This window comes from Moritella sp. 28, assembly GCF_018219435.1.
GTDB lineage: Bacteria > Pseudomonadota > Gammaproteobacteria > Enterobacterales > Moritellaceae > Moritella.
Map to the genome: position 1 here is coordinate 3,267,525 of NZ_CP056121.1, position 16,400 is coordinate 3,283,924.

At 41.9% G+C, this 16,400-nt stretch carries 13 protein-coding genes; 9 read left to right on the plus strand and 4 right to left on the minus strand.

Translation table 11 applies throughout. The features are described 5' to 3' along the window. Window positions 1–346: 346 nt before the first annotated feature. Complete coding sequence (locus HWV02_RS22890) at window positions 347–478, plus strand: hypothetical protein (RefSeq protein ID WP_255550349.1); 132 nt, start codon at window positions 347–349, stop codon at window positions 476–478. 102 nt (window positions 479–580) lie between these two features. Here HWV02_RS22890 and pntB read toward each other — a convergent pair whose 3' ends face one another. The 3 genes from pntB to HWV02_RS14405 all read right to left on the minus strand — a co-directional run bounded on the left by pntB (window position 581) and on the right by HWV02_RS14405 (window position 4,744). After that, complete coding sequence (gene pntB / locus HWV02_RS14395) at window positions 581–2,107, minus strand: Re/Si-specific NAD(P)(+) transhydrogenase subunit beta (protein ID WP_255546826.1); 1,527 nt, start codon at window positions 2,105–2,107, stop codon at window positions 581–583. An 11-nt stretch (window positions 2,108–2,118) separates the two neighbouring features. Next, the gene (locus HWV02_RS14400; protein ID WP_211676468.1) at window positions 2,119–3,660 is read right to left on the minus strand and encodes a Re/Si-specific NAD(P)(+) transhydrogenase subunit alpha; all 1,542 of its coding nucleotides are present in this window, start codon (window positions 3,658–3,660) and stop codon (window positions 2,119–2,121) included. A gap of 628 nt (window positions 3,661–4,288) precedes the next feature. Next, on the minus strand, window positions 4,289–4,744 hold the full coding sequence (locus HWV02_RS14405; RefSeq protein WP_211676469.1) for a hypothetical protein: 456 nt from the start codon (window positions 4,742–4,744) through the stop codon (window positions 4,289–4,291). Between the two features lie 232 nt (window positions 4,745–4,976). Here HWV02_RS14405 and HWV02_RS14410 point away from each other — a divergent pair, with 232 nt between their 5' ends. The 3 genes from HWV02_RS14410 to HWV02_RS14420 all read left to right on the plus strand — a co-directional run bounded on the left by HWV02_RS14410 (window position 4,977) and on the right by HWV02_RS14420 (window position 8,397). Further along, a complete protein-coding gene (locus HWV02_RS14410; RefSeq protein ID WP_211676470.1) occupies window positions 4,977–5,681 on the plus strand; it encodes a response regulator transcription factor in 705 nt (234 codons plus the stop codon). Beyond that, window positions 5,671–7,137, plus strand: coding sequence for a cell wall metabolism sensor histidine kinase WalK (locus HWV02_RS14415; RefSeq protein WP_255546827.1), 1,467 nt, complete (start codon window positions 5,671–5,673; stop codon window positions 7,135–7,137). The genes HWV02_RS14410 and HWV02_RS14415 overlap by 11 nt, the downstream gene beginning before the upstream one ends. A 237-nt stretch (window positions 7,138–7,374) precedes the next feature. After that, entirely contained in the window at window positions 7,375–8,397 is a 1,023-nt protein-coding gene (locus HWV02_RS14420; protein WP_211688382.1) for a hypothetical protein, read from the plus strand. Window positions 8,398–8,540: 143 nt separating this feature from the next. Here the strand turns inward: HWV02_RS14420 and HWV02_RS14425 are convergent, their stop codons facing one another. Further along, window positions 8,541–8,789, minus strand: coding sequence for a DUF3297 family protein (locus HWV02_RS14425; protein WP_211676472.1), 249 nt, complete (start codon window positions 8,787–8,789; stop codon window positions 8,541–8,543). A gap of 405 nt (window positions 8,790–9,194) precedes the next feature. On the opposite strand from HWV02_RS14425, the gene HWV02_RS14430 reads away from it, so the two are divergent. The 5 genes from HWV02_RS14430 to HWV02_RS14450 all read left to right on the plus strand — a co-directional run bounded on the left by HWV02_RS14430 (window position 9,195) and on the right by HWV02_RS14450 (window position 16,340). Continuing rightward, window positions 9,195–10,109, plus strand: a complete 915-nt coding sequence (locus HWV02_RS14430; RefSeq protein ID WP_211688384.1) for a LysR family transcriptional regulator — start codon at window positions 9,195–9,197, stop codon at window positions 10,107–10,109. A 98-nt stretch (window positions 10,110–10,207) separates the two neighbouring features. Beyond that, window positions 10,208–11,215, plus strand: coding sequence for an N-acetyltransferase DgcN (gene dgcN / locus HWV02_RS14435; RefSeq protein ID WP_211688386.1), 1,008 nt, complete (start codon window positions 10,208–10,210; stop codon window positions 11,213–11,215). A 1-nt stretch (window position 11,216) separates the two neighbouring features. Beyond that, window positions 11,217–12,272: an N-acetyl-D-Glu racemase DgcA gene (gene dgcA / locus HWV02_RS14440; protein WP_211688388.1), complete on the plus strand. Its 1,056-nt coding sequence runs from the start codon at window positions 11,217–11,219 to the stop codon at window positions 12,270–12,272. Between the two features lie 65 nt (window positions 12,273–12,337). Then, a complete protein-coding gene (locus HWV02_RS14445) occupies window positions 12,338–13,306 on the plus strand; it encodes a TAXI family TRAP transporter solute-binding subunit (RefSeq protein WP_211676476.1) in 969 nt (322 codons plus the stop codon). 190 nt (window positions 13,307–13,496) lie between these two features. Next, window positions 13,497–16,340 (plus strand): TRAP transporter permease, encoded by a 2,844-nt coding sequence (locus tag HWV02_RS14450; protein WP_211688390.1) that lies wholly within the window; start codon window positions 13,497–13,499, stop codon window positions 16,338–16,340. Window positions 16,341–16,400: the final 60 nt, after the last annotated feature.

Here is a 16,400-nt window from a genome sequence, read left to right on the forward strand (position 1 = left end):
GCAAAAAAATGGCTGAGATATAACAAATAATGTCAGAGATGAATTGCATTAAATCGATGTTCCATTACTTCACTATAAAACAAACGACTTGTCCAATTTAGCTTGCGCGATCACATTTCAATTACTATTTAGCATTTAGGTGTTAATACTTCAAATAAATCATATAGATAAGATAATTAATCAATTGATTTACTCAACGTTATCTGTGGTGAGTAGAAAGCGATGCCGAAAATATAGAATAACCCACAATTCATCAGATTTACTGACGAATCATGAACAAAAATTGACATGTTATTAAGAGTCATCAAAAATAACGCCTTGTAACAATAATGGAAGGTATTATTTTATGGCCAATTCTTTATTTTTATTAGCCTCAATATTTTTATTACTCACTCTTGGTAAAGTGATAAAAAAGACCATAGTTACTGATGAAAATGCTCATACAGAGTTAGTTAATACTCCAATAATTAGAGCCTAAAAAGTTTGGCTCTGAGGCTTATTTAAAAACAAAAAAAGGAGCCTTTCGGCTCCTTCAATCTTCAAAAAATCTTGTATCATTTAACCGATACTAACATCGCAATTACATTGCTTTGAAGATTTCTTCTACGCTTTCTTTAGCATCGCCAAACAGCATAGTTGTATTCTCTTTGAAGAATAATGGGTTTTGAACACCAGCATAACCAGTTGCCATACTACGTTTGAATACAACAACGTTCGTTGCATTCCATACTTCTAGTACAGGCATACCTGAGATTGGCGAGTTTTCTTCTTTCGCTGCTGGGTTAACCGTATCATTCGCACCAATTACAAGTACAGTATCAGTGTCGTTGAAATCATCATTGATCTCATCCATCTCTAATACGATATCGTATGGTACTTTTGCTTCAGCAAGTAATACGTTCATGTGACCAGGTAAACGACCCGCTACAGGGTGAATACCAAAGCGTACATCAACACCCGCGTCACGCAATTTCTTCGTGATTGCAAATACAGGATACTGCGCTTGCGCTACAGCCATACCATAACCCGGAGTGATGATTACACGCTTAGAACCCATTAGCATTTCAGCAACTTCAGCTGCAGATGTTTCAACGTGAACACCTTGCTCTTCATCTCCTGTTGGCGCAACAACGTCGTTACCGAAGCCACCTGCAATAACAGAGATAAACGAACGGTTCATCGCTTTACACATTACATAACTTAAGATTGCACCTGAAGAACCAACGAGCGCACCTGTTACGATTAACAGATCATTACCTAAGATAAGACCTGTAGCTGCACCAGCCCAACCAGAATAAGAGTTAAGCATAGATACAACAACTGGCATATCTGCGCCACCAATTGATAGCACTAAATGCGCACCAAATACGATTGCGATAAGACTCATTAATACTAATGCTGTTGTGTTACCTTCAAAGCCAGCACCAACAAACGAGAACATTAGATAAATAGTAGCAAGTAATGCAACTAAGTTCATTTTATGGCGGTGTGGTAGCATTAACGCGCTCGATTTAACACGACCGTTTAATTTACCCCAGGCAATTAATGAACCAACAAATGTAACGATACCAATGAATACACCCAGGAAGATTAATGTTAAGTGAATACTTAACATAACTGGATCTGTAATATTGTATTCAATATAACTGTTGTAACCGATAAATACAGCCGCTAAACCGCCGAAGCTGTTTAGGATCGCAACCATTTCTGGCATTTCAGTCATTCCGACTTTGTTTGCCCAGCGCACACCAAATGCACCACCAGCAAGCATAGCAGCAATGATATAACCGATATTTGTTACGTCACTACTAAATAATGTTGCAACAACCGCTACAATCATACCCAGAATACCGACATAAATGCCTTTCTGTGCCGTTTCTTGCTTTGATAACGCAGCAAGAGCAAGTACAAACAGTACCGCTGCCGCGATATATGCGGCTTCTAAAATACTTTTACCACCTGCAACTTCCTGTACCACGTCAACAGCGACAGGAGCTTGTTCTGCAACTGCAATCTGTGCCAATTGCGCGGCTTGTGTTGCTGCATCTACCGCTACTTGCGCAGCATTGATAGCATGTTGTGCAGCTTCAATTGATTCTTGAGACATTATAAAAATCCTTATTTACGGAACATTTTCAACATACGCTCAGTAACGGCAAAACCACCGGCGATGTTGACAGTGGCAATAAATGTGCCGAGGAATGCGAGTAAGGTTACAAGACCACTCTCTGCGCCCATTTGGAAGAAAGCACCAAGAATAACAATACCTGAAATCGCATTCGTTACACTCATCAGCGGCGTATGTAATGACGCAGCCACATCCCAAATCAAGTAATAACCAATCACACAAGCCAGTGCGAATACCATTAAGTGATTTAAAAATTCAGCAGGAACATAATTTGCCAGCGCTGAATATGCCCAGATACCGCCACCGGCTAATAATGCCTTATAGATACCTGTTTTTTTCTTTTCAGGTTTAACTAGCGCTTCTTTCACTTCTTCTTGTTTCGCCGCTTGAGGAGCAGCTGAAACTTGAATAGGTGGCGCAGGCCAAGTAATTTCACCGTCTTTAATTACCGTCACACCACGTTGAACGACATCATCAAAATTGATGGTCATTTCGCCGTCTTTTTCTGGTGTAAGTAATTTAAGTAAGTTAACTAAGTTGGTACCGTAAAGCTGTGATGCTTGTGCTGGTAGACGACGAGCCATTTCGTTATAACCGATGACTTTAACACCACCGTCAGTCGTAATAACTTTATCAACCACACTAGGTTCAACGTTACCACCGTTCACTGCAGCTAAATCGACAATCACACTACCCGCTTTCATTGCATCAACCATTTCTTGGCTAATTAGGCGTGGTGCTGGACGACCAGGAATTAATGCAGTGGTAATGATGATATCCGCATCAGCAACTTGCTCAGCAAGCATTTTCTGCTCTTGAACCTTATAGTCGTCACTCATTACTTTCGCGTAACCATCACCAGATCCCGCAGACTCGTCAAAGTCTACCGTTAAGAATTCAGCACCCAAACTGGTGATTTGTTCTTTAACTTCAGGACGCGTATCGTACGCACGAACAATAGCACCTAAACTGCCTGCTGCACCTACAGCAGCAAGACCAGCAACACCAGCACCAATAATCAGTACTTTGGCAGGTGCTACTTTGCCAGCAGCGGTAATTTGACCGGTAAAGAAACGGCCAAATTCATTTGCTGATTCGATTACTGCACGGTAACCGGCGATATTAGCCATTGAGCTTAATGCATCAAGTGACTGTGAACGTGAAATACGTGGCACAGAATCCATTGCTAAAACATTGATTTCACGTTTTGCAAGTTTCTCTAAAAGTGCTTCATTTTGGGCTGGCCAAATAAAGCTGATTAATGAAGTGCCTTTTTGTAATAACTTAATTTCTTTGTCGTTCGCTGGCGCATTAACTTTTAGTACAATGTCAGAAGCCCAAACTTGTTTGGTATCTTCCGATATCGTTGCTCCAGCCGCCTCAAAAGTAGCATCACTAAAATTAGCTAATTTACCAGCATTGCTTTCAACCAATACTGAAAAGCCTAATTTTTGTAACTGCTCAACCGTTGCTGGTGTTGCAGCAACTCGAGTTTCACCTTTGAGACTCTCTCTTGGTATACCTATTTGCATCATCTGTTCCTGTCTGTTTCAACATCAAAGATAAAATACTACGTTCCATGTGTACTCATATAGCATGAGGTACGGAGAAGCATCAGTACAAAATATCGGATTTAACCCTTCATATTCAAAATGAAGAGTGTCATTTGTCACTAACGATTGTTCACAAAAATGTGACTTAACGCAACAACAATTTATATTAACTTACCCCATTTTAAATGGAAATTAGAATCTAAAATGTAGATTAAACGTAAAGTAAATAATTCTTAGATCGAATTAAAGCATCTTTGAAGTTCAGTTGACAAGATTAAATTAGTTTAATCTTCAACGGTTTACATGACTAACATGAAAGGGTTTCGTTTGAAATGAAGTGGAATATTAAAATGGTATAATGCCTAAAAATGACACGATGAAACAAATAGACATATGTTGTTACTTTTTATTATAAAGTGTAGTTTTATACTTATCATGAGTGATTCATGGCTAATTTTACAGCACTAAAGGTTAAAATATAATAACCTAAAACTAACGAATCCATAATTTAAACATGCGTTTGATGATGATTGATCAACTATAACTATCAAATTAAATGGTTTTACATATCAAACAGTGAAAATATTATCTGTAATCCCCACAATTTCTACACCATTAACGTTATATTTGCAGAACCGACTAGCTCCTTGTCCTTAAACAACAATATTGGATGAATATTACTGCCATAATTCGCCACAGAGAATAACTCAATATGATGATGTGCTGATTCTATACTCATTCGTAAGAAGCCATTATGTATGTGCCATTCACCATAAAATTGATCTCTCAAAAACAATGGACATAAGACCGCATCACGAGTTCGTAAACAATCTAACTTAGCCGCTTGACCGCGATAGGTGGTTTCTAACCAATGTGAATTGGCCATTTCGGGATAATCAAAGTCTCGCTTACCCGCCTCCCACAAGATATATTCACCCGAAGTACGGATAAAACGCGCTTCTTCGTCAGATATATCAAGCACCGATTCTGCCTCTAACGTCCCCTGAGTTTCATACTTGTATAACAAGATTAATTTATCGATTTCAGTTATCTGGCCAAGCATACTGTTAGACTCTTAAACATGGGGTATAATGTAACGGTAGCCAAGATAAATAAAAATGCATAAATAAATGTGCATATGTATGATATCAATACAGCCGCTTACAAAAAAATCAAGCATAGATCGCACTAACTAAGATTTAATATGCCCTACTTTTATTGTTGCGATTAGTATCTACGCGCAGTTAGGCCCTAAATAAGCATATTATTAAGACGATATAAGAGGTAAGGACACAATGGATACACACGTATTGGTGGTAGAAGACCAACAAGATATCGCAAATTTAATTCGAATCAATTTAGAGATGATCGGCAAAAAAGTGACTTGTTGCCATAACGCTAAAGATGCATTTGAACAGCTACGTAGCAATGTGTTCCAGCTTATATTATTAGATCTAAACCTACCAGATATGGATGGGTTAGATATATGCAAAAAAATAAGAACCAATGATGCGATTGTTCCTATTATGATGTTAACCGCTCGCACAGAAGAATTAGATCGAGTTCAAGGGTTAGAAGCTGGTGCAGATGACTACCTTGCCAAACCATTTAGCGTATTAGAATTACAAGCCCGTGTAAAAGCCTTACTTCGCCGCAGTAATGTACAAGCTGCAAATAACCTTGAACCAGAACAAATCAAGATTGCAGACTTAGTCATAGATCAAGCGACGCATAGTGTTCATCGGAATAAGGAACTCATCTCTTTAACCAGTACTGAATTTTCTTTGCTATTATTTTTAGCCAAATCGCCTGGCCGTGTGTATAGCAGAGAGCAATTGCTTGCTGAAGTATGGGATTATCATAACGACTGTTATGAACATACGGTAAATTCACACATGAATAGATTAAGAAACAAAATAGAGCCGAACCCTGCAGAACCTACATACATTAAAACAGTGTGGGGCGTTGGCTACAAACTGGAGGTCAGCGATGTCACATAGATCTTTATTAGGACAAATTACATTCCCGTTAATTATTTTGTTTACCACTATGGCTGCCGGGTTGTTTTTTATTTATTGTGTCATTACGGATACAAACTCAGCCCGCGTAGAACAAACACTACACAAAAATTTAGCGCAGCAAATCATCCACTATTCTGAAGATTTACAGCAAGGCGAGATTAGTCTTACAGCACTAAAACCCGCCTTCCACAGTTTAATGTTGCTTGGCCCCAGCTACGAAATATACATCACAGATAACCAAGGTAAATTACTCGTCTATGCAGCAGAACCGAATAAAATAAAAAGGGAATCGATTGATACAAAACCATTAGACCATTTTATAAAAGGCGCTACCTACCCTATTTATGCCGATAACCCTAGAAGTCTAGATCAACAAAAGCTCTTTTCAACAGCCCCTATATTTAAAGATAACCAACAAATTGGCTATGTCTTTGTCATTCTCGGTGGCGATAAATACGATAGCATCGTAAAAAACTTATCGTTCGATAGCGGTATGTATAAGACCCTTGCGGCACTTATTGTATTCTTCGCACTTGCTTTTGCGCTATTAGTATTCATTTTTGCACGAGTCGTGAGGCCGATAATACAACTTGATCAAGACATGACTAATTTTGTTAAAAATGATTTCTCAACGGTCTCAACATCAACACCGCATCAGTATGCTGCGAATGAGATTATCAATCTACACAATAATTTTTCGTCATTAGAAGAGAAGATACACAAGCAACTTACACAGATTAAATCGACGGAGCAACTGCGTCGAGAAATGCTTTCGCATATCTCCCATGATCTAAAAACACCGCTAGTTTCCTTAAAAGGTTATCTTGAAACCTGGTTGTTACAATATCCAGAAACGGCCGGAAGTGACTTTATTCAAGTGGCACAAAAGAACGCGAATCAATTACAACGCCTTGTCGAACAAATCATCGAGCTCGCTCAACTCGACAGTAATACGGTAAGCCTATATCAAGAACCTGTCGCAGTTGCCGAGCTGGCACAAGATGTATTAAGTAAATTTCAGCTACAAGCACAACAGAAAAATATTACCCTGTCAGTTGAACCTAAAGATCCAAGTCTACAAGCCATTGCCGATATTGCTAAATTGGAGCGAGTACTAACCAACCTTATTGATAACGCCCTAAGACACTGTCAATCCGGTGACAGTATTAAGATCCATCTGCAACCGAAAGACAACCAGCTAATCATTAGTATTGCCGATTCTGGCGTGGGTATTCCGAAGGAAGATGTTGACCGGATTTTTGACGCTCATTTTAGGGCTAAAAATACCGTCAATGGTCAGCAAGGAAACTCGGGGTTAGGACTTGCTATCGTTGCCAAACTACTTTCACTGCATCATGCCAAGATCTCGGTTTCTAGCGTGTTAAGCCAAGGTACAACGTTCAGCTTTAGCTTACCGACCAATGTGAGAATATAGACTTACTTGCAGCTAAGTGCTAGTCAACTAAGCTGCAGATCTTACCTTTAATTATTTTTGAATAACACAACCTCCCCACATCCCCTTCCGATTTTATTCACTCTAGATCAAATTTTTCAAATAGTTATCACTACTTATCATTATTTTCACCACAAATATATTAACCCACACTAGTCTTATACAAACCGTTAAATTACGGTTATTCACCCCTCAATACACCCTTTAGGATGGATGAACATGCACATATTTAAACTCACTCATACCCTTGTATTTATCACCCTTATCACAGGTTGTGCCAGCTTTGAAAAAAAGTCATCGACGACAGTAGAACTCCAACAAATTAAAGTCAGTAATACACGCCTCAATCAACGCGTAAACGATGCCGTGACGAACGTTGAGCAAACTTACCTAAAGGTGAAAGATGAAAACTTTGCTACCTATGCCCCAAGTACTTGGGAGTCAGTTCAAAAAGATTTAGTCAGTATGCGCAAACTCGTGAATAGATTCGATCCCAATGATCAAGGTTTTTTTGGTGGCCCATCAGAAAGTACTGTTTTAGAAGGGATTTCAGAGGTCAATGATGGATTAATTAAAGCGCAAAAAATAAAAAATCAGGTAACTACATTTTTATCTCAACCCTTGGCTGATATTGAATATCTAACCCCCAAAATAGACAATGTATGGCAAAGAGATTTCGCGATTATTAATGAAGATTTAAACCACATCATAAATATGATTGAGGATGATTATTTAGTTTCAAGACAAGAATTTGAGCGTGCTAAGTTACAGAAAAAAATCAGTGCTCTCGAAATAAATATAGTTACAGCAAACTATTACTCTCCACTTGAAGAACAATTCAAACTGCTAAATCAGCAATTAATTCCGCTAAGCTACAATAACGTATCGCAGGGTTTACAACGGCTTAATACCATTATCATTACCAGCCCTCGTGATACAGATTTGCTGACAACAACAGCGAGCTTAATCGAAAATGGGATTCAACGTGCGGAGCATATAACGACAGATGTAAGCTGGATAAATGGACTTGATATAAAACAACGTGAACAGATTGTTTTACACTACCGCGCCACACTAGAAGGATTAGGTACTAAGTTTATCGGTCAAGACCTATCAAACTTGTCATACAAGGCTCAAGTGCAAACGTTTGAACTCGAGCTTACTGCTAAGTTAGCAAAGTTTGAAACAACAGATGCAGGTACGGCTTATAAGCAACGTACGTTAAGCGACCTTGATAATTAGCTTTTACAGCAAAAAGGGCCTAAATTTCTCTAGGCCCTTTTTGCGATGACTTAGATTCCAATAATAAGTGGCATTGCAAAAATACGTCACAATTGCGCCAACTCAATAGGAGGGATGACCCTTAACTAAGTTATTGACACGTCTTAACGATAAAACGATTCAACAGTTCCTTTTATCGTCATCAAAAGCGGTTGACCGCGACGGTCCAACGCTTTATGTGACGGTACTTTTACCCAACCTTCACTGATACAATATTCTTCAACATCGAAACGCTCTTTACCATTAAGTATAATACCAATGTCGTGCTGGAAAACTTCTTCTATATGATGTGGGCTGCGGGGATTACCCGAAAGGCGATCCGGTAAAGCTGGTTTCGATTTAATATCGTTCATGTTCGTGACCTGTAGTAAATAAAAAGTGCGCTATTGTAGACAATATAGGCCTAACGCTCAAGGGCTGCGGTAATAAATGTTTCTAAAAATACCTATCGTAACGGATAACTCGTGACAGAAACCGTGGTAGCTTTACCAAAGTATCAATAACAGTGCATCAATTAATCTATCGTACCGTTTTCATTCAGCACAGATTATAGTCAGTAAAATTAAAGTGGCTCACCACGATTGTTTTCGCTATGCGTTTAACCTTTTCACAGCTAACGTGATGTGGGAGAGCAACAATCGGCTACGGCGCTATTCCACCAGTCTAGTAAATGCTAAGCTACGCCTTAGTGATGCTAAGCAGTGAGCCCCACGCAAAAGATTGACTAATCACACGGAACTAACTAAACGGAATTTACCATGCGTTTACGCCATATTGAAGTATTTCATGCCATTTATATGACTGGTTCGGTGACTAATGCGGCTGAGTTTTTGCATGTGTCGCAGCCATCGGTCAGCAAAGTGTTAGCTCATGCCGAGCAGCAACTAGGCTTTGCGTTATTTGAGCGGATAAAAGGACGGTTGATTGCCACCGAAGAGGCGAACTTGCTTTTTGGTGAGGTAGACAAAATGTATCAACAGCTCCGCTCGGTTCGTCATTGTGCGCTTAATCTTAAAAATAAAAGCAGTGGTAAAATAACCATTGGTCTAGCACCTGCTTTAGGGTTCGAACTTATTCCGCAGGCTGTCGCGCGTTATAATAAACTTAACCCGCAAGTCCATATACACCTACAAACGATGCACCATGACGAGGTTCGTCAGGCCCTCACTGAGCACAAAATTGATTTTGCATTGATGTTCTCACCGCCGCCACAGCCTGGAATTAAACAGCAGCTCGTTTGTTTGTCACAGTTGGTCATGATGTACCCACGTGATTTACTACCCGAGATACCGACTCATGTTAGCCTAGATCAATTTGAACATCAGGAAGTGATTGGTATTGGCGACAGTGGTCCCTTAGGTGATTTACTCTGGCATCGATTAACTGAAGATGATATTGCCATTAATACTAATATCACGGTTCAAACCTATTTTATTGCCGCACGTTTGGTTGCTCAAAATATCGGTGTGTGTGCTATTGATGAATTTACCGCTCGGGGTAATCTCAGCGATAAGGTTGCTATAGCGGCCATTAAACCAGCACTTAATTTTAATTTAACCGTGTTACGACTTGAAGATAAAAATCTTTCGCAGATAGCCAATGATTTTCTTGAACTGGTGATTGAGTTTTCCAATGCTAAACACCACACGCCAGAATCCCAGCCTATAACCTAAGGTTATAGGCTGGGTAGTTTTTACTATTTCCAGTTTTTTGTTTGCTCGCTTAAGGTTAGTTCTCCAAACAACACTAACCCTAAGATGGAAATAGCCCCATGAAGATACAAGCGCCATACTTACTTTTTTTAGGTGATGCCACCGATAACCTTTCAATTAAAATGGCTAAAGGGGTTGCCGATTGGCGCCCTGAGCTTTGTACAGGTCAATTCCGCTTAGATGGCTGTAGCGTCACAGCCAATCAACCAGATATGAGTATCGCAGAAGCAAAACAAGCTGGCGCAAAAACGTTTGTGCTCGGTTTTGCTAACAGCGGCGGAACTATCGATAAAAAGTGGATACCATTTATTGTTGATGCGCTAAATAACGGTTTTGATATTGTCAGTGGTTTACATGATAAATTAAGTGATATTCCACAAATTAAACAGCTCGCAGAAAAGCTAAATCTACAACTAATTGATATTCGACATCCACAGCAAAAATTTAACACTGGCACTGGCGAGCAACGCAGCGGTAAACGGTTAATCACCGTTGGTACTGATTGTTCGGTTGGTAAGATGTATACCTCACTAAGCCTTGAACAGGCAATGAAACAGCGTGGCTTAGCTGTGGACTTTCGTGCCACCGGCCAATGTGGCATTTTGATTGCTGGTAATGGCGTTGCCATTGATTGCGTCGTAGCAGATTTCATTGCAGGTGCTAGTGAGAGCGTATCACCAGCCAATGACCCAGAGCATTGGGATGTCGTTGAAGGTCAGGGATCATTATCGCATCCCGCATTTGCAGGGGTTAGCCTTGGTTTACTGCACGGTGCTCAGGCAGATGCAATTGTGGTTTGTCATGCCATTAACCGAGAGTCAATGCGTGGTATTAAAAATCGCGCACTACCTTCAATTGCAGACACCATCACGCTAAATGTTGCCACAGCACGAGTCACAAACCCCCAAGCACAGGTGGTTGGCATTACCCTTAATACTTCCAGTGTCAGTGATGGCGAGGCGCTTGATATCTGTCGCACTATCGAGCTAGAACTCGGCTTACCTTGTGTAGACCCTATGCGTCATGGCGTTGACTCCATTATCGATAACTTGTGTTCGGAGATCTAGGATGAGCCAACTTAATTGCACTATAACCAAGCAGCAATGGCGGTTAGCCAAAGAATTTAGAATTTCACGCGGGGTAAAAAACCAGGCAGATGTGGTGGTAGTTACATTAAGCGACGGCCAGCATACAGGCTGGGCCGAAGCCGTCCCTTATGCCCGTTATGACGAAACAGTCGAGTCTGTGATGTCGCAAATATCGCAAATAATGCCACAGCTAACTCACACGACCACGGGCCAAGACTTGTTAGCACTGTTACCGCCTGGCGCCGCCCGCAATGCCCTAGACTGCGCCCTGTGGGACTTAACTGCTAAACAACACCAGTTACCTGTGGCGCAGTTAGTCAATATCACGACTCCAATACCTCAGGTCACGGCGCAAACTCTGAGTTTAGATACAGTAGACAAGATGGCCAGCGAGGCGGCAAGCCTTAGCGAACGACCACTAATAAAAGTAAAATTAGATCGCGAACTGGTACTAGAGCGCATGTGTGCCATTGCTTTGGCTGCACCGGACTCTCGTTTTATTATTGACGCAAACGAAGCCTGGGATATCGACTTGTTAAAGCAGTTACTCCCGCGATTAAAGCAACTTAATGTTGCCCTAATTGAACAACCGCTGCCCAGCGCAGACGATCATCAGCTGGCAGAATTTAAGTCTGAGATACCGCTTTGCGCCGATGAATCTTGCCATACCAGCGATGATTTACCGCGTTTGGCTGGGCTCTATCAGGCAATTAATATTAAGCTTGATAAAACCGGTGGCTTAACCGAAGCCTTACGGTTACTAACCGCTGCGCAGCAACAAGGTTTTATCGTGATGACCGGTTGCATGGTTGGTACCTCATTAGCCATGGCTCCCGCTTTCTTAATCGCTCAAAGCGCTTCTTTTGTTGACCTTGACGGGCCGCTGTTGTTAGCAACAGATCGCGACCATGCCTTCAACTTTGAACAGGGCGATATGCAATTATTGTCGAGTGAACTATGGGGCGGGGCCAGCAATGGCAATAACCAGGAATTAAAGAAAATAGCCATGGCTATGGATAACAATATCCCGGTTTAAATAACTGGCGTTATCCCGTTTTGGCTACCTGCTAATTGTATAAATATAAAAAAAAGGAGATAAGAATGTTAATCAAAAAGCTAGCCCTCACTGCCATCGTTGGTGTCGCGGCCATGATGACAACATCTGCGTTTGCAGAAACTAAACATGTGGTAATTGGTACCGGCGGTCAAACGGGAGTTTATTATCAAGTTGGTGGTGCGATCTGTCGCCTAGTTAACAAAGGCACTGCCGATCACGATATTAACTGTACTCATAAAACAGGTAGTTCAATAACTAACCTTAACGGTATTCGTGCCGGAGATATTGACATGGGGACGGCCCAATCGGATTGGCAATTCCATGCGTATAACGGCACCGCGCCAGACCAGTTCCAAAACGGAGCATACAAAGAATTACGAGCGGTATTCTCGGTTCATCCAGAACCTTTCACCGTTGTTGCTCGTGCCGATTCAGGCATCAAGACATTTGCCGATCTTAAAGGTAAAAAAGTCAATGTTGGTAACCCAGGTTCAGGCTCGCGTGGCACCATGGAAGTTATCATGGCTAAAATGGGTTGGACCATGGATGACTTCGCTGTGGCATCACAATTAAAGTCATCAGAACAAGCGGCAGCGCTTTGTGACGGGAAGGTGGATGCCATCGTTTACGCTGTTGGCCACCCCAATGGTTCAATCAAAGAAGCGACCACGTCTTGTGACTCGATATTAGTTCCGGTAGACAATGCACAAGCTAAGAAGCTAGCTGCTGACAATGATTATTATGCAATGGTTACAATTCCAGGGGGCATGTATAAAGGTTCAGCTACCGATACAGCTACTTTTGGCGTTGCCGCGACCTTTGTTAGTTCAACAGCGACTGACGACGAAACTATTTACCAGATCGTAAAAGCAGTGTTTGAAAATTTCAAACGTTTCAAGAAAATGCACCCTGCTTTTGCTCACCTGAAAGAAAGCAACATGATCATTGATAACCTATCAGCACCACTTCACGACGGTGCGATCCGTTACTACAAAGAACGTGGTTGGATATAATCGAACAAACGACTACGGCTGAATTTTAATTCAGCAATCAACTAAGGCGAAAGTATTAGCGCACTTTCGCCTGATTGCGTTTCTGAAATATCCGCAGTGGTGAAAAACAATAAAGTTAAGCCAAAATTTCATTAATAATGCGATATGTTATCAACATTTTAGGGTTGGAGTTCGCCAGAGAGGGAAAGGGATGAGTGCATATAATACCAACACATCAAAAATGAGTGATGGAGATATTCAGGAACTGGTTGCATCAAGTGACACTGGCGCTCGAACGCCGTCCAATAAAGTTATTGTTAAACTACTTGCAGCGACAGCACTAGCCTGGTCGATATTTCAAGTCTGGATCGCGTCACCAGTACCATTTACCATTGGCTGGGGCGTATTCTCAGGAGATGAAGCTCGTAAAATTCACTTGGCATTCTCCATTTTTCTTACTTTCATGGTCTATCCGGCACTGAAAAGTTCTTCGCGGATGCATATTTCACCGTTCGATTGGAGCTTAGCGATAGTCGGTGCCTTTTGCGCACTTTATCCGTTTATCGCCGATTTGGCATTGATCGAGACGCTGTTCGGTAGTCGATTGTCTGACCGCCCCGCAAACCCCAATAACATAGACATTGTGTTCTCGGTTATTGGCATCATTCTGTTGCTCGAAGCAACGCGGCGCGCCTTAGGTGCTCCCTTAATGGTCGTCGCCATTGTATTCTTAGCTTATACCTTTCTAGGACCCTATGCCCCTGGACTACTAGCTTGGAAAGGTTCTTCTTTTGGTGGCACTATGGATCACCAATGGTTATTCTCTGAAGGGGTCTTCGGGATCGCACTGGGTGTTTCGACCGAATTAGTGTTCTTGTTCGTATTATTTGGGGCCTTATTAGATCGCGCTGGCGCGGGTAATTACTTTATTCAAATAGCCTTTTCAATGATGGGACACCTCCGGGGTGGGCCTGCAAAAGCAGCGGTAGTTGCGTCCGGTATGACCGGGTTAATTTCGGGATCTTCAATTGCCAACGTGGTCACTACGGGTACCTTTACAATTCCAATGATGAAGCGAGTTGGCTTTAGCGCTGAGAAAGCTGGTGCGATTGAAGTTGCCTCGTCGGTAAACGGTCAGATCATGCCTCCCGTGATGGGAGCGGCGGCCTTTCTGATGGTGGAATACGTTAACATTTCTTATTTCGAAGTGGTTAAACATGCGTTCTTACCCGCGATGATTTCTTATATTGCCCTAGTATACATAGTCCATTTAGAGGCGATGAAATCTAATATGCAAGGCTTGACTAAGCGAGGTGAAAGCAAGCCTGCTAAATATATGATGCTGTCTTGGGCGATGACAGTATCGGCTATTCTGGCTATGGGTGGTGGGCTCTACTACTTATCTGAAGTTTATCAGGTCATGGCATCCTCTGGGGCTCGTCTGACGGGGATTATTGCGGTATTACTCATTCAATTCCTGGTACTTAAAGGCCTAAAATCGCGCGCCGCAGAAAATAGCTATACCAAAATCGTCTCTACAGGCGCTATGGTATTGTGCAACATTGTGGTTGGCGCCTTTGGTTTATTCTTCCTGGTCGATATGATTCAGGATACCTTTGGTAAAAACTTAACGCCTTGGGTTATGGGCGCAATCACCGTAGTGGCCTATATCTTCTTGGCAAAACTAAGCTCTGCTTACCCTGATTTGGTACTTGACGATCCGAACTCTCCGGTCCTTCAATTACCTGAAACAAAACCAACGGTAATGGCTGGACTGCATTTTTTACTACCGGTAATTGTACTGATTTGGTGTCTGATGGTTGAGCGGTTATCTCCTGGCCTCTCGGCTTTCTATGCCACCATATTGATGATTTTCATTTTGCTGACCCAGCGTTATGTGTTTGCTTTTTTCCGCGATCAAACAACGTCAGGCCGTTTTAAGTTAGGCTTTGATGAACTGATCGACGGAATGATTGCTGGTGCCAGAAACATGATAGGTATCGGTATCGCCACGGCGGTGGCTGGTATTATCGTGGGTGCAGTTTCTCAAACCGGAGTTGGACTAAAACTGGCTGCATTGGTTGAGTTCTTGTCGATGGGTAACATCATATTGATCTTATTATGGACCGCAATCCTGAGTATTATTTTAGGCATGGGTCTGCCAACGACGGCTAACTATATCGTTGTATCCTCGTTATTAGCGCCAGTTATTGTTAGTCTTGGTCAGCAAAATGGCTTGATCGTACCGTTAATTGCAGTGCACATGTTCGTCTTCTATTTTGGTATAATGGCCGATGTGACTCCACCAGTGGGACTCGCTTCCTTTGCGGCGGCGGCGATTTCTGGAGGTAAGCCAATGACCACTGGCTTCATTGCCTTCTTCTATTCGTTACGAACCGCCTTATTACCATTCCTGTTTATTTTCAACACGGATTTGTTGTTAATTGATATCACCTTTACCGAAGGCATACTTATCTTCATTGTCGCAACAGCCGCAATGCTGATCTTTACCGCGGGTACTCAGGGTTACTTCTTGGCTAAATCAAAAGTGTGGGAATCGATGGCATTAATGTTAATCGCCTTCACCTTATTCCGCCCTGGATTCTGGATGGATTATGTGGAGCCTCCTTATGATGAACGCGGTGGTGCTGGTTTGGCACAGGCGATGGCTGATGTCGAGCCGGGGCAGGAACTACGGATCCTAGTAAACGGCCAAAATGATGTTGGTGATCCTGTCACCCTCACGATGCTAATCGCCGTTGGTGATGAAGCGACAGGGCAAGAGCGCGTCGAAGCTTATGGGTTAGAATTACTGGTACAAGACAATGGTGACATCATGATCGATAACGTTAGCTTTGATAGCCCTGCATCAAAAGTAGGCTTCGATTTTGACCAGGTGATCGCTAGCGTTGGAGTACCGGTTGAACGGCCTGCTCGTCAATGGTTCTATATTCCGGCATTACTATTGTTGGGCTTAATTGGCTTTACTCAGCGTCGTCGATTAAAAGTATCGGCGCAAGCTACGCCGTATGTTAATGCAATAACGGACAAGTAACCCTAAAATAATGTGTCTTGCGCTAACCCAGATGAGCATATATACAAACCGGTATTATCA